At 60.2% G+C, this 18,851-nt stretch carries 20 protein-coding genes and 1 tRNA gene; 12 read left to right on the top strand and 9 right to left on the bottom strand.

Annotation, left to right across the window (positions count from 1 at the left end; all coding sequences use genetic code 11):
• Positions 1-207 precede the first annotated feature (207 nt).
• The 3 genes from K3728_09095 to msrA all read left to right on the top strand — a co-directional run bounded on the left by K3728_09095 (position 208) and on the right by msrA (position 1,934).
• Complete coding sequence (locus K3728_09095; protein ID UWQ97347.1) at positions 208-765, top strand: DUF882 domain-containing protein; 558 nt, start codon at positions 208-210, stop codon at positions 763-765.
• 213 nt (positions 766-978) lie between these two features.
• Positions 979-1,428: a peptide-methionine (R)-S-oxide reductase MsrB gene (msrB, locus tag K3728_09090; GenBank protein ID UWQ97346.1), complete on the top strand. Its 450-nt coding sequence runs from the start codon at positions 979-981 to the stop codon at positions 1,426-1,428.
• Positions 1,425-1,934 carry a peptide-methionine (S)-S-oxide reductase MsrA gene (gene msrA / locus K3728_09085; GenBank protein UWQ97345.1) on the top strand — a complete coding sequence of 170 codons (510 nt, stop codon included), beginning with the start codon at positions 1,425-1,427 and terminating at the stop codon, positions 1,932-1,934. The genes msrB and msrA overlap by 4 nt, the downstream gene beginning before the upstream one ends.
• A 102-nt stretch (positions 1,935-2,036) precedes the next feature.
• On the opposite strand, the gene K3728_09080 is transcribed toward msrA, so the two are convergent.
• From K3728_09080 to dusA, 3 genes are all read right to left on the bottom strand, one after another.
• On the bottom strand, positions 2,037-3,023 hold the full coding sequence (locus K3728_09080) for an Ldh family oxidoreductase (GenBank protein UWQ97344.1): 987 nt from the start codon (positions 3,021-3,023) through the stop codon (positions 2,037-2,039).
• A 144-nt stretch (positions 3,024-3,167) separates the two neighbouring features.
• A tRNA-Arg gene (locus K3728_09075) sits at positions 3,168-3,244 on the bottom strand.
• A gap of 51 nt (positions 3,245-3,295) precedes the next feature.
• Positions 3,296-4,285 (bottom strand): tRNA dihydrouridine(20/20a) synthase DusA, encoded by a 990-nt coding sequence (gene dusA, locus K3728_09070; GenBank protein ID UWQ97502.1) that lies wholly within the window; start codon positions 4,283-4,285, stop codon positions 3,296-3,298.
• A gap of 237 nt (positions 4,286-4,522) precedes the next feature.
• Here dusA and K3728_09065 point away from each other — a divergent pair, with 237 nt between their 5' ends.
• On the top strand, positions 4,523-5,230 hold the full coding sequence (locus K3728_09065) for a DUF4386 domain-containing protein (protein UWQ97343.1): 708 nt from the start codon (positions 4,523-4,525) through the stop codon (positions 5,228-5,230).
• On the opposite strand, the gene K3728_09060 is transcribed toward K3728_09065, so the two are convergent.
• Together K3728_09060 and K3728_09055 are read right to left on the bottom strand one after the other, a co-directional pair.
• Positions 5,227-7,527 carry a TRAP transporter fused permease subunit gene (locus K3728_09060; GenBank protein ID UWQ97342.1) on the bottom strand — a complete coding sequence of 767 codons (2,301 nt, stop codon included), beginning with the start codon at positions 7,525-7,527 and terminating at the stop codon, positions 5,227-5,229. The two genes, K3728_09065 and K3728_09060, sit on opposite strands and share 4 nt — an antisense overlap.
• A gap of 66 nt (positions 7,528-7,593) precedes the next feature.
• Positions 7,594-8,649, bottom strand: coding sequence for a C4-dicarboxylate ABC transporter substrate-binding protein (locus K3728_09055; GenBank protein ID UWQ97341.1), 1,056 nt, complete (start codon positions 8,647-8,649; stop codon positions 7,594-7,596).
• Positions 8,650-8,788: 139 nt separating this feature from the next.
• Between K3728_09055 and K3728_09050 the strand changes: the two genes are divergently transcribed.
• Positions 8,789-9,301, top strand: coding sequence for a winged helix DNA-binding protein (locus tag K3728_09050; protein ID UWQ97340.1), 513 nt, complete (start codon positions 8,789-8,791; stop codon positions 9,299-9,301).
• Positions 9,298-10,950 carry a sulfatase-like hydrolase/transferase gene (locus K3728_09045; GenBank protein UWQ97339.1) on the top strand — a complete coding sequence of 551 codons (1,653 nt, stop codon included), beginning with the start codon at positions 9,298-9,300 and terminating at the stop codon, positions 10,948-10,950. Before K3728_09050 ends, K3728_09045 begins: the two co-directional genes overlap by 4 nt.
• Positions 10,951-10,999: 49 nt before the next feature.
• Here K3728_09045 and K3728_09040 read toward each other — a convergent pair whose 3' ends face one another.
• Positions 11,000-11,887, bottom strand: coding sequence for an amidohydrolase family protein (locus tag K3728_09040; GenBank protein ID UWQ97338.1), 888 nt, complete (start codon positions 11,885-11,887; stop codon positions 11,000-11,002).
• An 84-nt stretch (positions 11,888-11,971) separates the two neighbouring features.
• Here K3728_09040 and K3728_09035 point away from each other — a divergent pair, with 84 nt between their 5' ends.
• Positions 11,972-12,754, top strand: a complete 783-nt coding sequence (locus tag K3728_09035; GenBank protein UWQ97337.1) for a crotonase/enoyl-CoA hydratase family protein — start codon at positions 11,972-11,974, stop codon at positions 12,752-12,754.
• A 56-nt stretch (positions 12,755-12,810) separates the two neighbouring features.
• Here K3728_09035 and K3728_09030 read toward each other — a convergent pair whose 3' ends face one another.
• Complete coding sequence (locus K3728_09030; protein UWQ97336.1) at positions 12,811-13,656, bottom strand: SDR family oxidoreductase; 846 nt, start codon at positions 13,654-13,656, stop codon at positions 12,811-12,813.
• A gap of 90 nt (positions 13,657-13,746) precedes the next feature.
• On the opposite strand from K3728_09030, the gene K3728_09025 reads away from it, so the two are divergent.
• Positions 13,747-14,151, top strand: coding sequence for a helix-turn-helix transcriptional regulator (locus K3728_09025; GenBank protein UWQ97335.1), 405 nt, complete (start codon positions 13,747-13,749; stop codon positions 14,149-14,151).
• Positions 14,152-14,160: 9 nt separating this feature from the next.
• On the opposite strand, the gene K3728_09020 is transcribed toward K3728_09025, so the two are convergent.
• Positions 14,161-14,637, bottom strand: a complete 477-nt coding sequence (locus K3728_09020) for a MarR family winged helix-turn-helix transcriptional regulator (protein ID UWQ97334.1) — start codon at positions 14,635-14,637, stop codon at positions 14,161-14,163.
• A gap of 81 nt (positions 14,638-14,718) precedes the next feature.
• Here K3728_09020 and K3728_09015 point away from each other — a divergent pair, with 81 nt between their 5' ends.
• Positions 14,719-15,183: a DUF3237 domain-containing protein gene (locus K3728_09015; protein ID UWQ97333.1), complete on the top strand. Its 465-nt coding sequence runs from the start codon at positions 14,719-14,721 to the stop codon at positions 15,181-15,183.
• Between the two features lie 102 nt (positions 15,184-15,285).
• Here K3728_09015 and K3728_09010 read toward each other — a convergent pair whose 3' ends face one another.
• Positions 15,286-16,257, bottom strand: a complete 972-nt coding sequence (locus tag K3728_09010; protein UWQ97332.1) for an MBL fold metallo-hydrolase — start codon at positions 16,255-16,257, stop codon at positions 15,286-15,288.
• Positions 16,258-16,579: 322 nt separating this feature from the next.
• Here K3728_09010 and K3728_09005 point away from each other — a divergent pair, with 322 nt between their 5' ends.
• From K3728_09005 to K3728_08995, 3 genes are all read left to right on the top strand, one after another.
• The gene (locus tag K3728_09005) at positions 16,580-17,293 is read left to right on the top strand and encodes a protocatechuate 3,4-dioxygenase subunit beta (protein ID UWQ97331.1); all 714 of its coding nucleotides are present in this window, start codon (positions 16,580-16,582) and stop codon (positions 17,291-17,293) included.
• The gene (gene pcaG, locus K3728_09000) at positions 17,293-17,910 is read left to right on the top strand and encodes a protocatechuate 3,4-dioxygenase subunit alpha (protein UWQ97330.1); all 618 of its coding nucleotides are present in this window, start codon (positions 17,293-17,295) and stop codon (positions 17,908-17,910) included. The genes K3728_09005 and pcaG overlap by 1 nt, the downstream gene beginning before the upstream one ends.
• A gap of 117 nt (positions 17,911-18,027) precedes the next feature.
• Entirely contained in the window at positions 18,028-18,810 is a 783-nt protein-coding gene (locus K3728_08995) for an alpha/beta hydrolase (protein UWQ97329.1), read from the top strand.
• The last annotated feature ends 41 nt before the right edge of the window (positions 18,811-18,851 follow it).

The raw sequence follows: 18,851 nt of genomic DNA, 5'->3' as shown, positions 1-18,851 counted from the left end.
TGTGATTCCGCTAAACCGGCAGAAAATTGCCTAGATTCGGGGGTATGCGTATTCGGGAGCGCAATAAGACTTCCGAAAAAGTTTCGATTGTGTCATTCAGTCCACACTAAGCCTGTGGGGACAGTGCACAATTCTGGTGAGGGTCGTTTTGGACAAACGGCCTGACTGTGCTGACACGGAACGGGCAGTAAAAAGGGGCAATATCCCATGACGACACAATTTTCTCGACGCTCGCTGATGCGCGCGTTCGCGGCCACTACTGTTGCCGCAGCGCCGGTGATGGCGAATGCGACCGGCCTTCTGCGGGGCGCTGGCGATATTCGCCGCCTCAACATGTATAACGGCCGCGCGGGTGAAAGCCTGAACATGATCTACTGGATCGAGGGTGAATATATCGCCCCGGCTCTGGAAGAGGTTAACTACTTCATGCGCGACTGGCGCACCGATGGTGTGATCGACATCAACATTGGCACGGTCGACATTATGGCCGCTGCGCACAACCTGATGGAAACGTCCGAGCCTTACACGCTTCTGTCTGGTTACCGCTCCCCCGAAACGAACGCGATGCTGCGCCGCCGGTCTTCCGGTGTTGCGCGAAACTCGCGCCACATGGTGGGCGAAGCCGCTGATTTGCAACTGCAATCGCGCTCCGTTAACCAAATCTTCAACGCGGCGCGCGCCTGCAATGCAGGCGGTGTTGGGCGCTACTCCAGCTCCAACTTCGTGCACATGGACTGTGGCCCCGTCCGCAGCTGGGGCGGCTAAGATCGGGTTCGGGCTGGTGCGACGCTTCATGCCTGACTAACACCCGACGTCGGCAAAAGTTCCCTGCCCCGTCCAAAAAATTCATTAACGCCCCAGCCGCTGCGCATGGGGCGTTTTTTGTTGCCCATGCCAGACGCGTTATCGTGACCGCAAACCCCGTTGGACAATCGCCCCGCCGCCCCCATATTCTGCCTGACAACAAGCGGAGGCCCCATGACCACCTACACCAAGAACCCCGATGTGATCGCCACTCTGACGCCCGAACAATTCCGCGTCACTCAACAGGACGCGACAGAGCGCCCCGGAACCGGAGAGTTGCTCTATAACAAGGAGCCGGGCATTTACGTTGATATCGTATCGGGCGAGCCGCTGTTCGCCTCTTCCGACAAATACGAATCCGGCTGTGGCTGGCCGAGCTTCACCAAGCCGATTGAACCCGCTCACGTGAACGAACTGCGCGATATGTCCCTTGGCATGGTCCGCACCGAAGTCCGCTCTAGCCACGGCGACAGCCATTTGGGTCACGTGTTCCCCGATGGCCCCCCAGATCGCGGCGGTTTGCGATACTGCATCAACTCCGCCTCCTTGCGTTTCGTGCACCGTGACGACATGGAAGCGGAAGGTTATGGCGCATACATTAACCAAGTGGAGGACGTAGCATGACCGAACGCGCAGTTTTAGCAGGCGGTTGTTTCTGGGGCATGCAGGATTTGATCCGCAAGATGCCGGGCGTCGAAGAGACGCGCGTTGGCTACACCGGCGGAGACGTCGAAAACGCCACCTATCGCAACCACGGAACCCACGCCGAAGGGATCGAGATCCTCTATGATCCGGCAAAGATCAGCTATCGCCAATTGCTGGAGTTTTTCTTCCAGATCCACGATCCCACCACGGAGAACCGCCAAGGCAACGATCGCGGCATGAGCTACCGTAGCGCCATCTACTACGTGGATGACACTCAGAAATCCGTGGCCGAAGACACGATCGCCGATGTGAACGCGTCGGGACTTTGGCCCGGAAAGGTCGTGACCGAGGTGGAACCCGTTGGCCCGTTCTGGGAAGCCGAGCCAGAGCATCAGGATTATCTGGAGCGTATTCCCAACGGCTACACCTGCCATTTCGTGCGCCCCGATTGGGTGCTTCCCAAACGATCCACCGCAGCGGAGTAACGCCATGGCTATCAGACTATTAGCAAGGGCGATCCTGATGGGCGCGGCCTATTTCGCAGGAAAGGCTGCCGCACGGCGCGAGGAAGCAGGCCCGGAAGAGGGTTAACCCTTCGCCAGCCCACAAACCAAAGTCCACAGGGCATCGGGCACATCAACCGGGTCCAAATGCTTGCGCGACGCACCGGGTATACGCCCGGTGCCGCCGTCGCTTGCCACCACATCGGCCACCCGCGCGAGGCGCTCGGCCATGACATCCGCCCCGGCATGCCCCTGCGGATCAATCAGCAGATAAACCTGGCCCAGATCGTGGGGCTTGCCATCTGCCACCTTCAAGCCTTTGACATCTAATGAGTTAACCGACCCCGTCAGCCCGGCTGCCATCACCTCTACCAACAGGCCAAACGCCCACCCTTTCGGCCCCGCCGCGCTGACCAAGGCGCCCTTTATTGCCGCTTCCGGGTCCGTGGTCGGCTGTCCCTCAGCATCTACAGCCCATCCAAGCGGGATCGCCTCGCCCGCCGCTTTGGCCATGGTGATCTTGCCCAAGGCCACCGCCGAGGTAGAGAAATCCGCGTGCATCAGCGGCGCATCGGGGCCCGGCACCGTCATGGCGATGGGGTTGGTCCCAAGGACCGGCGTCTTGCCCCCCGGCGCCGCCACAATGGCAGAGGCATTGGTAAACCCGATGGCGATCAGCCCGTGCGCCGCGATCTGTTCGGTGAAGTAGCCAAGGGACGTGCAGGTATGGGCGTGGGCGACCGTCAAGGTCGCAACGCCCACCTCCTGCGCCGCGGCCACCGCCTGAGGAAGCGCGCGCGTGAACGCCGGTTGTGCAAAGCCGAACCGCGCGTCAACTCGGGTAACGCCTTTTTTGGGTTGCGAAACATCCGGCTCCACTGTGCCGTTCACTCGCCCCGAAGCAAGCTGCGTGCAATAGCTTTCAAGGTAATAGAGCCCGCAGATAATGTTTCCCGTCTCCTCGGCCCGAGCAACGGCTTTGGCCACTTCGGCAGCCTGAAAAGCGCCCGCCCCATGGGCCAGCAACGCCGCTTCAGCCGTGGCGCGGATATCAGCGATGGAGATGTGCATGGGCAGCCCTTCTGTGCAAAACTGTCCCGTTGAGGGAACAGGATAGCAGGTCACGGCGCAAGAGCGGTGGGGTGCCACGGCCCGTTCCGTAGTGCCTGAAAAGCGCCGTTTGCCAAAGGCTTCCATAGATGGAGCAGGTAAAAATGGCGGACCCTAGAGGATTCGAACCTCTGGCCTCTGCCTTCGGAGGGCAGCGCTCTATCCAGCTGAGCTAAGGGTCCGCTGAGGCGCGGTATATCTGCCCCTTTGCGCCCCCGCAATCTCAAATCCGCTTAAGCTGCGCGGGTGGTGACTTCTTCCAGGGCGCGTTCGATCAACTCGGGCCCTGCGCCTTCCAGATGCGCGCCCTCGGACAGAACCCGTTTCCACCCACGGGCGCCGGGGCGGCCTGCAAAAAGGCCAAGGATATGGCGGGTGATTTGGTTCAAACGGCCGCCGCCCGACAGATGCGCCTCGATATAGGGGAGCATTCGGTGGGCCACATCTACGGCACTGCGCGGCGGGTGATCCGCGCCGTATATCAGCTGATCGGCCTGCAAAAGAACCTCGGCCGGGGTGTGATAAGCGGCCCGGCCGATCATCACGCCGTCCAGGCCCGCGTCCAGATGCTTGCGCGCCTCAGCGAGCGTGGCGATGCCACCGTTGATCGAAATATGCAGCTGCGGATAGGCACGTTTCATGGCGTGGACCAGATCGTAGTCCAACGGTGGCACGTCCCGGTTCTGTTTCGGGCTCAACCCCTGCAACCACGCCATGCGCGCGTGGATCGTGACGCGCCGCACCCCTGCCCCGACTATGGCGTCGAGGAAGTGCGGCAAGGCCTTTGCCGGGTCTTGCTCATCCACGCCGATGCGGCACTTCACGGTGACCTCAACTTCGCTGGCGTCCTGCATCGCGGCGACACATTCGGCGACCAAGTCCGGTTGCTTCATCAAGACCGCCCCGAAACAGCCCGATTGGACCCGGTCCGAGGGGCAGCCGACGTTCAGGTTCACCTCATCATAGCCCCAGTCATTGGCGATCCGCGTAGCCTGCGCCAGCTCTGACGGGATCGAGCCGCCCAGTTGCAGCGCGACGGGGTGCTCGGCCCCGTTGAAGTCCAACAACCGCGCCCGATCCCCGTTAATGACCGCGGGGGCTGTCACCATTTCGGTATAGAGCAACGCCTGCTGCGACATCAGCCGATGGAAGAAGCGACAGTGGCGATCGGTCCAATCCATCATCGGGGCGACGGACAAACGCGCGCTGCGATCTAGGTTAATTCGTTTATTGTCAGTCACTTAATCAATCCACGGGCAAGCGGTTGGGCGGTCTTCTAGTTAGGGCAAAACCGGGCCAACAACAATAGGCAGGGGTATTCGTAACAGGGTTCAAAACCCGGCCCGACGGCTTTCCATGCATATTTGCATATGAAATCCGCAAATCCATTCAATTCCATAGAGCTCGGATCGGCGTATGACAAAGGGAGATGTCACACCCACCGCAAAAGGAGCCCTCCCATGCGTGTCTTCGATGATCCCTCCTCTCGGGCCTATGCCCGTGTCACCGGCCTGCTATACCTCGTCATCGCCTTTGCCGGGGGCTTTGCCATTCTTTTCGTGCCGAGCACCCTGAACGTGCCCGGCGATCCGGCGGGAACTTTCGCAAATATCGCGGTGCAACGCGGGCTCTTCCATGCCGGTCTGGTCGGTGATGTCGTGATGATGACGGCCGAGGTTCTGGTCTGCGTCATGCTGTATTTCATCTTCAAACCGGTCAACGCCACCCTATCGCTGGCGGCGGCTTTCGCACGGTTGATGATGGTCGCCGTGATGGCGGCGATGTTGTTCTTTCATGCAGGCGCCATAGCGCTCGCCGATGGCACGGTGCCATTGGGCAGCTTTTCCGAGCTTCAGCGCATCGAGTTGGCCGGGTTGATGCGCCATATCCACGATGCGGGCGTCTGGATCTGGCAGCTGTTTTTCTGCCTGCACCTGCTGCTGCTTGGCAGTTTGGTGATCCGCTCTGACCTGTTTCCCCGGTTGTTAGGGCTGGGGTTGATGGTGGGAGGCGTGGGTTATCTGGTGGATAGCGTGCAGATGTTCGCCCTGCCCCACGCCACCACGTTAGAAGCGGTGAAGCTTGCCTTGCTGGGAATTGTAACCCTGTCCGAGATCGGCTTTGCCCTGTGGCTTCTCATCCGCGGACCAAGGACGACCGTGGCTTAAACCTGCGGGGCTGAGCGCGGGCGGTTTGCCAAAAAGGCATGGCCCGCGATCAGCACCACGGCTGCGATCAAACTGATCCACATCACCATCGCGGTTTTCCAAAGGACCAATACCGCCACAAGAAGGCGTATGGCCACCTCGCCCCGGCTCAACCGCGCTTTGTCGAACCCCGACAGCGCCGAGGCGACCAGATAGAGGGCCAAGACGATCCGCGCTGCCAAGGCGGCCAAGGGGCCAAATTCGATCTGGCCGCTATAGCCCTCAATCAAGGCGCGGCTGCCGCTGTCGTCGGTGATGGTTACGGCCTCTTCGATCAACAGCAATTCAGGATACCACGCGAAGACGAAGGGGATCGTGAACATGACGATCCCCACGCGCACGGCAGCAATTCCAGTACGCATCGGCTCGGTCCTTGTGATGGACGCGGCGGCGAAGGCGGCAATTGCCACAGGTGGTGTGATGGCCGAGGCGACGGCGAAGTAGAACACGAACATGTGTGCTGTGAAGAAGCTGACCCCAAGGTTCGCCAATAGCGGCCCCAGCAAAAGCGCCACGTTCACATAGGCAGGCACTGTGGGCATTCCCATGCCCAAGATGATGGCGCAAAGCATCGCGCAGGTCAGCGCCAACATCAGGTAGACGCCGCCCACGATGGGGATCTGGAAGCCGAAAATCGATAGCATTTGCGCCCTCTCCAACCACGAGGTGACGGCGCGGGTCAGCTCTCCGGTCAAGCCGCTTTCGTTGAGGAACGCAGCGATAATCGACACCGCGAAAAGCAACAGGAACAGCCGGGAGATCAGCACACCCCCTTCGGCCAAGGACACCAACACCTTGGATGGCATCGCCCGCGTCGCCGGATCTAGGAACAGCAAGGGCAGCAACACGATCACCGCCCACCAGCCTGCCGACACGGCGTCGCCCGTCGCATTCACAAGAGTTTGCAACATGAACTCAGGCAAGATGAACGATAGCCATCCCGCGCCCACTTCGTCCTTGTTGCCCAGAAGCAGGAACAAGATGGTCAGGATCGGCACCGCAATGATGATAAGGTTCAGCCAATCCTGCCGCGCCATCACCAGATCTTCAGGGATCTCGCGCATCGCCTCAATCTTGTCGCGGCGGGCTTGGAACATCACCGCAAGGAAGATGGAGAAGAAGAAGAACATCGCGGGCAGGAATGCCGCCTTGATGACGCTGGTGTAGGGCACCGATGTCAGCGCCACGAGGACAAAGGCCGCGACCCCCATCACCGGCGGCATGATCTGCCCGCCAGAGGATGCGGCGGCCTCGACCCCGCCGGCGAACTGCGGAGAGAACCCGTTGCGCTGCATCATCGGGATTGTCAGGCGCCCGGTGGATAGCACGTTGGTCACAGGCCCCCCAGTGATCGTGCCAAACATGGCCGACGAGACAATGGCCGCATGGGCCGGACCGCCGCGAAGGTTGCGCGTCAAGCGCACCGCCAGTTTGATAAGCGAGGTGCCCCCCGCTGATGTCCCAAACAGCGCGCCAAGCACGATATAGGGGAAGACTTGGTTCACGATAATATCCATGAACCGGCCCATGAAGCCATCGGGCGTGATGAAGACGTTGGTAACTTTCTGGATCGCGGCCGCCAGCGGGTCACCGCCGTCGGCCCCCAACTTGGTCAGCAGAAAGTTGTTATCGCTCAGGTCAAAAACCCAGATCAGCGCCGTGCCAACGGTATAGAGGACCACGACGCTGGCCACTGCCACCAAGGGCCAGCCCCAGACACGCACGTTATAAAGGAAAAACAGCGTGATAATCGTGAACAGCAGGGGAATGATCCAGACCCCAAATCGCGCCTGACACGCAGGAACTTCCGCCTCGAACGACATCCCCGGGATCACCCCGGCCGAGCGTTCGGCGGCGTCTTGGATCAGGCGCGCGCGCTCTCCGCTGAGTTGGTCGAAAAGGCAGATCGAGTCGATTTCCACAAGAAACCCAACGGCTGCAAGCACCGCCGCGATGACTAGCCCAAGGTCCAGAAGCAGCCCCAACCACGCGAAATGCGGTTTCTCCTTGCGCCACGCCCGGAAAACGCTGGCATCCAAGGCGACGATAATCATCATCACAACGAACACCGGCGGATAGAAATATTCAGGCGGGAAGCCGGAAATCCGCAGGTAGCGCTGCCCCGTTACCGTACGAACGAAGTCTTGCAGGCCTGAAATCTCGGGCATCGTGTTCAGCATTCCGACGATCACGAGGATCAGGGAAAGCACAAGCGCGATGCGCTGTCCGGTGGCGCGGGCAGTGTCAGGGGCGGTCATCGCATACTCTTAATCTGAGTGGATTAAAGCGACGGGCCACCACAGCGGCCCGTCCGTTGATCCGACTTAGGGCCGAACGCAATCAGCAACCGTGTGGCCCGCATCTTCATAGGCGCGGATAGCACCGGGGTGCATCAGGATCGTAACAGCCCCGCAATTGCCTTGGCTCACCCCATCAACATCGCCGAACGACATGTTGAGGAATGGTCCACGGGGGGAGCTGGTCAGAAAACGCTCTTCCCCCGCCAGCATCGCTGCGGTGATCTGATAGGCCAACTCTTCATCCATCGAAGAAGGCACGATCTGCGCGAAAGCGGTGGCGAAGGTATCAAACGTATCATCGTCGGTGACGATGGTAATGTCGTTACCCGCATAGGCTTCGCGGTAGGCATCTACCGGAATGGAGTACGGCGCGTGGCCCGGGGCCGCAACGATCTGCTGGCCCAACTCGCTTGCCAGAAGGTCCGAGGGAACATCGTAAAGGGTAATTCCCCCTGCCGCCGCGATAGCGATCTGACGGCCGGAAGGCAGACCTTCAGGGATCGTCCACGCATCGACACTACCGCCGGTGATGGCGCCAACGGTATCAGGCCAAGCGTCCTGCACGCCTTCATAGCCCTCACCTTCGCTCAGGCCCGCCAAAAGTTGGATCATCGCCCGGCCCGAGGTCAAAGCCGCTCCGCGCGGGGGACCGTTCCAAATGCGCCGGCCTTCCAGGTTCCGAATGTCATCGATATCGGTGTTGTTGTAGTGGCCGAACACCTGCCCCGAGGCCGCGTTGAAGAACAGGGCGCGCACGTTGCTTGCCAACTCTGCCCCATCTTCCGGCGCGATACCGCTGTAAGGGCCAATGCCACGCGACAAAAGGAACGGCAGGATCATTGGCGCTGGCGCCATGTCCAAGCGGCCCTCAGCGACGGCCTGAACCGAGTTGGTCAGCGTCGCCCCTTCGGTGATCTGCATCGTCGCCACACCGGCGCTGTCCAGGACAGCGGCAAGGGTTGTGTCGATATAATGGGGCGTGGAGCCCGGCGCGGTGGTTTCCGCGGTCAGGGTCACTTGCGCCTGTGCAGCAAAGGGTGCTGCAAGCAGAGCGGCCCCAAATAGGGTCTGTTTAATCATGTCATTCCTCCCAATGATCTTACGCCTTCCTCCAAAGGCGAGTGCCCCACGGATGGGAGCTCTTTAAAGAACGTTACAGATATTATGTGACTTGTCACGTATTATTTTTTGATGCTTTATTGCGGGAAGGGAGAACACCATGACCGACGTGCAAATCACCGACGAGGCCAAAATCGGCGCGCGTAAAATGCGCGAGCACACGAATATATTTGCGCGTCTGTCTCCGCTCTACGCCGCATCGCGCCAGCAGGGACAGCGCCTGTTGCAGATGGGCGGCGGCCTGTCCATTGTCGAATGGCGCACCCTATGGGATCTGGCCGAAGTGGGGCCCATGACGATCCGCGATCTGGCCGAGGTGCAGCGAGCCGACCATTCCCTTCTTAGCCGCGCCCTGCCCGAGATGCGGCGCAAAGGTTACGTTACCATGACCCGTGACTCCCGCGACGGGCGGCAAACCATTGTGACCCTCACCGCCGAGGGCCGTGCCGCCTACGACCGAGCCGCCCCAATCATGGCCAGCCGCCGCGCCGCCCTGCGCGAAGAATTCACCGAAGCCGAGATCCAGACCTTCGTAGACTTTCTGGGCCGGTTCGAAGAATTTTTGCGTAGGCCGATAGAAACGATCATTGAAGATAAGGAAGCCGCGACATGAGCAAGCCCCCCAACGTCCTGTGGATCATGGCTGACCAACTTCGGTTCGATTACCTCAGCTGCTACGGCCACCCGCATCTACATACGCCCCACATTGATGCGCTGGCCGCCCGTGGCGTGCGCTTCACCAACACTTATGTGCAATCCCCCGTTTGCGGCCCATCGCGGATGTCGGCCTATACCGGGCGCTACGTCCGCAGCCACGGCTCTACCTGGAACGGGATGCCCCTGCGTGTGGGAGAGCCGACCTTGGGCGACCACCTGCGCGATGGCGGCGCAAGGGCCGTGCTGGTGGGCAAAACCCATATGGTTGCTGATGCCGAAGGGATGGCTTGGCTTGGCATTCCCGCCGATAGCGAAATCGGCGTGCGCGCCGCCGAATGCGGCTTTGAAGCGTTCGAGCGTGACGACGGCCTGCACCCCGACAGCCCGCGCCAGCACTGGTCGGCTTATGATGATTACCTAGAGGCCCATGGCTACAAATCCGACAATCCTTGGGAGGACTTCGCCAATTCCGGTGTCGATGCCGATGGAGAGCTTCTTTCGGCTTGGCTTCTGGAAAACTCTCGCCTTGCTGCCAACGTCCCGGAAGAACACTCCGAAACGGCCTATATGACTGACCGAGCCATTGCGTTCATGGAAGAGGCCGCCAGCGATGACCGCCCCTGGGTCTGCCACCTGTCCTACATCAAGCCGCACTGGCCCTACATCGTGCCCGCGCCCTACCACGACATGTATGACGAGACCCATATCGTTGACCCTATCCGCTCGGACGCGGAGCACGACACCGATCATCCCTTGGTCAAAGCCTACCAAGACGCCCGCGTATGCCGCAGTTTCTCTCGCGATCATGTGCGCACCCATGTCATCCCCGCCTATATGGGGCTTATCAAGCAGTTAGACGACAACCTTGGCCGGCTGTTCGCTTGGATGGATGCCCAGGGCCTGAGTGAGAACACGATCATCGCTTTCACCTCGGACCACGGGGATTACATGGGCGATCACTGGATGGGCGATAAGGATTTCTACCACGAAATGGCGGTTAAAGTGCCGCTGATTATCGCCGACCCCCGCCCCGAGGCCGAAGCCACGCGCGGCCTTGTGTCGGACGAATTGGTCGAGATGATTGATCTTGCCCCAACCTTCATGAACGCCACCGGATGCGGCGCGAAACCCCATGTGGTGGAGGGGCGCGACTTGACCCCGATCTTGCACGGCAAGGAAGGATTTTCGCGCCGCTATGCGATCAGTGAGCATGATTATCATTGGTCCGAGATGGCCAAGAGCCTTGGGCAAAAGCAACAAGACGCCCACACCAAGATGATCTTTGACGGTCGCTGGAAATTCATTCGCTGCGAAGGGTTCCGCCCGGTGCTGTTCGATCTGGAAACCGACCCCCACGAACTGACCGATCTGGGGGCGTCGGAGGCGCCTGAACATGTCGCCGTCCGCGCGCGGATGGAAGCCGCGCTTCTGGATTGGGCCACCCGTCACCACACCCGTATTACCGCCACGCCCGAGGTGTTGGCCCGCCAAAGCAAGGCGGCGGAATCAGGTATTCTGATCGGTTTCTGGGACGCTGATGAGTATGAGGCCGCCGTTGGGAAACCGTTTTCTTCCCTCACTCCCCAAGGCCGCCCCGCGAGCTAGAAGCTGCCGTAAGGCGGGGCGTCACCTGCCCCGCCCTAAGTCTGAACAATCAGCCGGTTTCGCCCAACAAGCGGAGGGCGTTTTCCTTGAGGATCAATGGGCGCACCTCGTCCTTGAACGGGGCTTTCTCGAAATCAGCCAACCAACGGTCCGGCGTGATGGCAGGCCAATCCGAGCCGAATAGCATCTTCTTTTTCAGGATCGAATTGGCGTAGCGGATGAAGGTTTCGGGGAAATACTTCGGGCTCCAGCCGCTCATGTCGTAGTAGACGTTGGGCTTGTGCTGACAGACCGCCAGCCCCTCTTCCGTCCAGGGGAACGAGGGGTGCGCCAGAATGATTGGCATATCAGGGAAATCCACGGCCACGTCATCCAGATGCATCGGATTGGAATACTTTAACCGCATCCCCATGCCGCCGCGCATCCCCGATCCCACGCCCGTTTGGCCGGTGTGAAACAGGGTTATCACGCCTTCTTCCGCGCAGGCCTCTAGCACCGTGTAGCAGGCGTCGCGGTCATTAGGGAAAAAGCCCTGCATTGTCGGATGGAACTTGAACCCGCGCACGCCGAAATCGCGGACCAACCGGCGGACCTCGCGGGCGCCTGCCTTGCCCTTATGGGGGTCAATGGAGGCGAAGGGGATCAGGATGTCGTCATTCTCGGCGCAAATGCCTGCCACTTCCTCGTTGGAATAGCGGCGAAACCCGGTCTCACGCTCGGCATCGACGGGAAAGATCACGGCGGCAATGTTGCGTTCGCGGTAATAGGCGGCGGTGTCTTGCACCGTGGGCAACATCCCTTCGGCGCCTGCGGGGTTTTTGAAGTAGGCCGCCATCCCGGCCTGAAATTCATTGTACCCATCGTCGCGGCCATGATTGCACGGCTCCTCGGCGTGGGTGTGGAAATCAATCGCTCGGACCTTGCTGAAATCGACCATGACGCTCCTCCTGTTGAAATCGATATACAGAAGAACTGTTATGCCGTAAAACTATTTTGACCAATTTCGAGGAGGGTAGGACAAATGGCTGAGCAAGCAGCACAAATCAAGGTGACGCGGATCGAGATCGAGGGCGATATTGCCACGATCATCTTTAACCGCCCCGAAAAACGCAACGCCATGAACGATCAGCTTATTGCCGAGCTGGACGCCTTCTTCTCGGCCCCGCCCGAGGGCATAAACGCAGTAATCATGCGCGGTGAAGGGGGCCATTTCTGTTCAGGTCTTGATCTGGCTGAACATGAACATCGTGAACCGATTGAGGGTGTTTTCCATTCGCGCAACTGGCACCGCGTGTCGGAATTGATCGAGTTTAGCGGCCTGCCCGTCGTCTCGGTTCTGACCGGCGCAGTAATCGGCGGCGGGCTCGAGATCGCCGCCTCAACCCATGTACGGATCGCCGAACCTGACGTGCGCTTTCAGCTTCCCGAAGGGCGGCGCGGCATCTTTGTGGGCGGCGGTGCCACGGTGCGTGTGGGCCGCCTTCTGGGCGCGGACCGGATGCGCGAGATGATGTTGACCGGCCGCAGCTATGGGGCCGAAGAAGGCTTGGCCCTTGGTCTGGCCCATTACTCGGTTGAGGCGGGCGCAGGCATGGATCTGGCCAAGAAACTGGCCCGCAAGATCGCCGATAACGCCCCCTTCTCGAACTACCTGATGATGCAGGCGCTATCGCGCATCCAAGACATGCCACGTTCGGAGGGGTTGTTCACCGAAAGCCTTGCCGCCGCCATGTCGCAAACATCAGACGGCGCCAAGGAAGGCCTGCGTGCCTTCCTTGAAAAGCGCCCCGCGAAGTTTCGCTAAGGCGGTTTTCGGGGTGGGTTTCGGGGCGCAACGGCCCCGAAACCCCTCCTTGGGCGTTACTTCAGTGCAAGCGCGACAGTATCGGCCATGGGCGTTGTGGGACGCCCGATCAGATCGGACAGCTCGGACCCATCGTGGAACAACGCGCCGGTACTCACTTGGAAATCAATCTCAGCAAACATGGGGGCAATCGCCTCGGGGAAGCCCACCGAGGCTAGAATTTTCGCATATTCCGATGGCGGCAAGTTGTTGAACGGGATGTCTTTTCCGGTCTGACGGCTGACTTCTGCGGCAAGATCCGACAGCGTGAAAGAAGCATCGCCAGCCAGCTCCAGCGTCTTGTTTTCAAATCCTGTGCCCTTCAGCACCGCCACTGCCGCCGCCGCGTAATCGGCCCGCGTAGCCGACGAAATGCGCCCGTCGCCCGCAGACCCTACGACCGCGCCTGCCTGAACCGCGCCCGGAAGGGCGCCTGCATAGTTCTCGGTATACCAACCATTGCGTAGGAACGTATATGCAATGCCCGACGCCTTGATGAGAGCCTCTGTCTCGCGGTGTTCGTCGGCAAGGCTCAGCGGAGATGTGTCGGCCCGCAGCAGGCTGGTGTAGACGATATGTTTCACTGCGTTGTCCTGCGCAGCCTCAACCACAGCACGGTGCTGCGCGGTACGCTGGCCGATCTCGCTGCTCGAGATCAGCAGAACCGTATCCACGCCAGCAAGGGCCTTGGTCAGCGTTTCGGGCTGGCTGTAGTCCGCGATACGCACGGCAACGCCCAGGTCGGCGGCCTTCTCGGGTGAGCGGGCCAAAGCCACGATATTCTCTGCCCCGACGGCAGGAGCGAGGTCTTTGATGACGAGGCGGCCAAGCTGGCCCGTTGCACCGGTAACTGCGATTGTCATGGGAACATCCCTTCAATTTGTTGTTGCAATAGGGAAGGTAGATGAAGCACTAACGAAAAGTTAGTACGCACAAATTTGTAAGTGTCAAAAATGACGATCACCAAGCCAATTGATACCGCCATGAGCCTTAGCGAGCACTTGATGCAAGGCGATCTAATGGCCCATGACTGCCCATCCCGCGAGGTGCTGAAGCACGTTACCAGCAAATGGGGCGTGCTGGTTCTGATGGCCCTTCAGATCGAGACTCAACGCTTCAGCGCCCTGCGCCGCAAGATCGGGGGGGTCAGCGAAAGGATGCTGGCGCAAACATTGCAGAACCTAGAGGAAGACGGCTTCGTGAACCGCGTCTCCTTCGATGTGGTGCCACCCCACGTGGAATATAGCCTGACGCCCCTGGGCGTCGAAGTCGCCGAAAAGGTCGGCGGGCTGGCGGACTGGATCGAACAAAGCATGCCGCGCATCGCCCAGGTCTGGACCGAGCGGAAGCAGCCCTAGGACAAGCCTCTAGCCGTTACCGGGCTGACTGCGGCGTACCTTCTTGAGAAGCTGCAACAGGGTTTGTTTTTCGGCCTCTGACATACCGCTGAACAAGCGATCTTCGTGATCGCGCACGGTTTGCAGCGCAGCCCCGTAAGCGCGGCGTCCAGCATCGGTTGGTACCAGGGCCTGAACCCGCCGATCCCCCGGCACGGGCGCCCGTTGCACGAAGCCGCGGGCTTCGAGATCATCGACAATGGCCACAAGCCCCGAGCGCTCAATCCCCATAACCCGCGCCAGCGCGCTCTGGGTGATCTTGGGCGTTTGCACAACCAATGACAGGGCGGTGAACACACGCGTCGACAAGGCATCAGCCCCGAGAGAGGCCGTGAAATGCGTGCGAACCACAACGTCCGCACGCCGCAAATTGTAGCCAATCAGACCTTCCAGATCCGTAGCTTCCTCTGCGCCATCCGGCACCAATCTGGCGGGTCGTTCGGCCATTGCGATGCTCCTTTTTGACGGGTGCATCCTACGCAGATTTCGTTACACTGGTAAACAATTACTCCAGTGAAAGACCTATTCATGCAGCTCCCCTTGCCGACGCTTGACCCTGTTTGCACGTTAACCGTAGCTCTCGACCCGATCCGAGAAATGGGCAGCGGTCGGGCCGGGCAGCGGCGCATTGTGCCGATCATCGGCGGCACGGTCGAAGGCCGCGAGCTTTCGGGGCGGCTCCTTAATTTAGGGGCGGATTGGCAGACGGTCTTTGCCTCCGGCGTGGCAGAGTTGGACACGCGCTATGCCATGGAAACCCACGACGGTGCGACGATCGAGATCATTAACTACGGCCTGCGCCATGGCCCGCCAGAAACGCTCGACGCCATCGCGCGGGGCGCGGAGGTTGATCCGGCTTCGTACTACATGCGCACCCATGCGCGGCTGGAAACCGGCGATCCTCGATATGAGTGGGTGAACCGCACGTTGTTTGTGGGTGTGGGCGCGCGAATGCAGCAATCCGTCAAGATCGACCTCTACGCGCTGCGCTAGACGGGGCCGGACATGAAAACGCCCCGCCGCAGAAACACGGCGAGGCGTTCGCAAGACGTCGTGCCCTCTGCCCTTTTCCAAACAAGGCAGACGCGGCGGTCCTTATTGAGAACGCTCAATCTCCAACCGCTCCACGGCGCCAGCCCGAAGGCTTTCGATCTGCGTCAAAAGACCATTGGGATCTACCATCACGTTAGGCTCGCCCTCGGCCCGGTCAGCCATGGCCTGGCGATCTTCGTCAAGGTTGTTGGAAAATCCATGGGTCGTCAGATGTACCTCGACACCCATCTCTTGCTCCTGCACCAGCGCGCGCATCCGGTCGAGGCTTTCGATAAAGGCCTCGACTTGGGGTGGCCCCTCAATGGCGTTCAGGCCAAGGCCGCCAATGGTGATTGCACGAAACGTGTCATCGCCATCCACCACGTCATAAAGGTATGACGCTGTTCCCCAAGTATGTCCCGGCGTCTCGATCACCGTGAAGGTATTCCCGCCAAGTTCAATCGACTCGCCGTCCGCCAGCACCATATCCTCAGCGATCATATCCCATGCTCGCGGCCCACCCTGGGACGCTTCAGCCGATTCAATCGCTTCATCCCAACCGCCCTGCGTCATCGCGAAAGTGGCATTCGGCAACAAAGGGGCCAGACCCGCCGCGCCGCCGACGTGGTCAAAATGGCCGTGGGTCATCAGGACATAGCGAATGTCCGCCAAATCCGTGCCCGTGGCGGCAATATTGTCCAATAACGTCTGTTGAAAGGGACCATAGAGCGTATCAATTAGAACCGTGCCTTCATCCGTATGCACCAACCAAGCCGAGACCCAGCAGACCCCAACGTAATCGACGTTGTCGAAGGGCGACCACGGCTCCACGTACTGTGCATCGGGCGTGCTCAACCAACGGCCCAAATCAGGCGGCATCTGACCGGTGCGGCCAAACTCCACAAAGCGCGCCATGATCTCGGCAGACGGGCAGCCATCGAACAGGGCCTGCGCAGAGGCCTCTTCGCCAATACTTGTGCAAGCAATCGCGCCCGCGATAACGCCGCCCAGAAAACCGCCTTTTGCTATGGTCATACTTTCACTCCCTGAATTGTGTTTTTCTGTGACAGACCAAATGCCCCCGCTTCCCGACAGCGTGACTTTCCGTCTATCGGAGTGATCTGTCCATAAATCTATATATCTAGCACTTAGGATTGCCGCAACGGAAACATACGCGTCGCAACAGGGTGCATACGGCCCCATGCCCCAAGTTTGCGGGCGCACGTGCTAACTTGCCGCATCCACAAAAAGCACTTAAGCTATAAACGTAGCTTATTGAATTGCACGAGGCGCAGCAAACGCCTCTTCCGCCCTTGCAGTCCGGGCGAACGTCTATTTTCGCGGAGGTCATTGAGACATGGGAAATAACACGCCGAAGGGTATCTTTGATCCCTTGCCCACAGGTATTCAGCCGAGCGTGCCGGTTGAAGGGTATACCAATACTTGGACCCATACCCCCTCTCAAACGCTGTTCAAACGCCCTGTTACAAGGACCGAGGCCACAGGTCCGGCTGATCTTTGGCGCAAGCTCGAATGCGGAGACCGCAACTTGGCGCAAACCAAGGAAGGCAAGTTTGCTCAGGGCGCATTGATGGAAGTCTCGGGCCGCGTGTTGGACGAAGACGGGCGCCCCGTTGCCAATGCGGTGGTGGAACTGTGGCAGGCCAATGCTGCCGGGCGCTACACCCACGCACTCGACGACCGCGAAGCGCCGCTGGACCCAAATTTTCTAGGCCATGGCCGCGTGCGCTCCGATGAAGATGGGGGCTACTCATTCCTGACGATCAAACCCGGTGCCTATCCGGTACCGGTTAAGGACACGTGGTGGCGTCCGCCCCATATCCACTTCTCGGTTTTGGGGCCAAGCACGCTGTCGCGGCTGGTCACGCAGATGTATTTCCCCGGCGATCCGCTCAACGACTGGGACCGAATTCTGCATTCCGTGGGCGATCCTGCCGCACGCGAACGACTGATTGCCAAGCAGTTGCACCCGGCGGATGTGGGCGTCGATTACCTTGGGTTCCACCATGACATCGTCCTGCGCGGGCGCAACGCAACACCGGAGGCATAATGCAACAGCTTCAAACATCGCGCCGCTTCCCGCTGTCGCAACACACAATCGGGCCGTTCTTTCCGGCAGATTTCTTCCAACCCACTGACAACGACCTGACCCGCATCACCCCTGATGCCGCGCCCTGCACCAACGGCGTGCCATTCACCTTAACCGGTAGCGTCCGGAAAGAGGGTCATGAGCCCGTCGCCAATGCGATCCTAGAGCTGTGGCAAGCCGATCCTGCGGGCCGCTTTCAACATCCCGAAGACCCGGAAGCTGCCCAAGCGGACCCTGATTTCCTGGGTTGGGGCCGTGCGTGGTCCACCGATCAGGGCGTTTATTCGTTCCGCTCCCTTCATCCGGGCAGCTATACTGAAGGCGGCATCGAAAGAGCACCTCACCTGAATATCGTGGTGATGGGCATCGGCCTCATGCGCAACGTGGAAACCACGTTGTTCTTCCCCGACTACCCAGAAGCGAACGCCAAAGACCCCGTTCTGACGCTTCTTCCCGAAGACATGCGTCACCGGCTGGTAATGCGTGACAATGGCATGGTGGATGGCGTGCGGTCTTACGAGTTTGACATTCTTCTGCGCGGCTCAAAAGACGAGGAAACCCCCTTCTTCGAGACGTGAAAGAGAGGGTGGCAGTCGCGGGGTGCCTACCGTGACTGCGCCGCCCTTCCCTTTGCCTTTGCCAGCCCTTAACGCATCAGGGCGGCCCTATGACCGCCCTTTGAAAAGGCAGATCCTATGGACATCGACACCCGCCGTTTGACCCGCGAGGGCACCGAAATTGTTTATCGCACCGCAGGCCAAGGCGCTAGCGTCGTGCTGATCCCTTCCCTTGGCCGCGGGAGCGAGGATTTCGACGGGCTGCTGCCCGATCTGGTGGCTGCGGGCCTGCGCCTGATCCTGCCAGAACCACGCGGGATCGAAGGCTCTGCGCCTCTGCAAGAGGCCGACACCCTGCACGACATGGCCGCCGACGTAGCTGCGATTATCGAGGCTGAGGGCGCAGCCCCTGCCGTCATCGTCGGCCATGCAGCAGGCAATTGGGTCGCGCGAGTACTGGCCTTTGACCGGCCCGACCTGACCCGCGCCGTGGCCCTTGTGGCAGCGATTGTGACTAACACGGTGCCCAAACATGTCAGCGCGTCCATCTCGGCAAGCTTTGACATGTCGCTTTCCGACGCAGAGCGTTTGGGATACCTCAAGGACGTTTACTTCGCTCCCGGCGCCGATGCCTCGGTTTGGCTTGGCGGCTGGTGGCCCGAGGTATCGGCTGCGCAACGCCGGGCGGCCAAACAGACGACGGACAAGGAGTGGGTGCGCGTCGCCGATACACACCCGACACTTTATGTCGGAGCCTCCGATGACGTGATTTCTCCGCCGCCCACCCTTTCGGATCTGCGTGAAAAGATCGGGCCCAAAGCCAATTGCGTCGTCGTGCAAAATGCCGGCCACGCCCTGCTGCCCGAACAACCCGCGGCAACGGCGAAAGCGCTGCAAAGCTGGATTGCTACACTGGACTAGGGGCGTATGGAACTAAAGGGATGTGAGCGCGGGCTATAACT

This window comes from Rhodobacteraceae bacterium M385 (assembly GCA_025141835.1).
Taxonomy (GTDB): domain Bacteria; phylum Pseudomonadota; class Alphaproteobacteria; order Rhodobacterales; family Rhodobacteraceae; genus Gymnodinialimonas.
This window is presented reverse-complemented; position numbering and strand designations above follow the sequence as displayed.

Excerpts from the sequence above, each read along its gene's own strand:
- K3728_09060 (UWQ97342.1), bottom strand. The coding sequence starts at position 7,527 with ATGACCGCCCCTGACACTGCCCGCGCCACCGGACAGCGCATCGCGCTT.
- K3728_09095 (UWQ97347.1), top strand. The coding sequence starts at position 208 with ATGACGACACAATTTTCTCGACGCTCGCTGATGCGCGCGTTCGCGGCC.
- pcaG (UWQ97330.1), top strand. The coding sequence starts at position 17,293 with ATGCAACAGCTTCAAACATCGCGCCGCTTCCCGCTGTCGCAACACACA.
- K3728_09045 (UWQ97339.1), top strand. The coding sequence starts at position 9,298 with ATGAGCAAGCCCCCCAACGTCCTGTGGATCATGGCTGACCAACTTCGG.
- msrA (UWQ97345.1), top strand. The coding sequence starts at position 1,425 with ATGACCGAACGCGCAGTTTTAGCAGGCGGTTGTTTCTGGGGCATGCAG.
- K3728_09050 (UWQ97340.1), top strand. The coding sequence starts at position 8,789 with ATGACCGACGTGCAAATCACCGACGAGGCCAAAATCGGCGCGCGTAAA.
- K3728_09005 (UWQ97331.1), top strand. The coding sequence starts at position 16,580 with ATGGGAAATAACACGCCGAAGGGTATCTTTGATCCCTTGCCCACAGGT.
- K3728_09080 (UWQ97344.1), bottom strand. The coding sequence starts at position 3,023 with ATGCACATCTCCATCGCTGATATCCGCGCCACGGCTGAAGCGGCGTTG.
- K3728_09020 (UWQ97334.1), bottom strand. The coding sequence starts at position 14,637 with ATGGCCGAACGACCCGCCAGATTGGTGCCGGATGGCGCAGAGGAAGCT.
- K3728_09065 (UWQ97343.1), top strand. The coding sequence starts at position 4,523 with ATGCGTGTCTTCGATGATCCCTCCTCTCGGGCCTATGCCCGTGTCACC.
- K3728_09015 (UWQ97333.1), top strand. The coding sequence starts at position 14,719 with ATGCAGCTCCCCTTGCCGACGCTTGACCCTGTTTGCACGTTAACCGTA.
- K3728_08995 (UWQ97329.1), top strand. The coding sequence starts at position 18,028 with ATGGACATCGACACCCGCCGTTTGACCCGCGAGGGCACCGAAATTGTT.
- K3728_09055 (UWQ97341.1), bottom strand. The coding sequence starts at position 8,649 with ATGATTAAACAGACCCTATTTGGGGCCGCTCTGCTTGCAGCACCCTTT.
- K3728_09025 (UWQ97335.1), top strand. The coding sequence starts at position 13,747 with ATGACGATCACCAAGCCAATTGATACCGCCATGAGCCTTAGCGAGCAC.
- msrB (UWQ97346.1), top strand. The coding sequence starts at position 979 with ATGACCACCTACACCAAGAACCCCGATGTGATCGCCACTCTGACGCCC.
- K3728_09035 (UWQ97337.1), top strand. The coding sequence starts at position 11,972 with ATGGCTGAGCAAGCAGCACAAATCAAGGTGACGCGGATCGAGATCGAG.
- K3728_09010 (UWQ97332.1), bottom strand. The coding sequence starts at position 16,257 with ATGACCATAGCAAAAGGCGGTTTTCTGGGCGGCGTTATCGCGGGCGCG.
- K3728_09030 (UWQ97336.1), bottom strand. The coding sequence starts at position 13,656 with ATGACAATCGCAGTTACCGGTGCAACGGGCCAGCTTGGCCGCCTCGTC.
- K3728_09040 (UWQ97338.1), bottom strand. The coding sequence starts at position 11,887 with ATGGTCGATTTCAGCAAGGTCCGAGCGATTGATTTCCACACCCACGCC.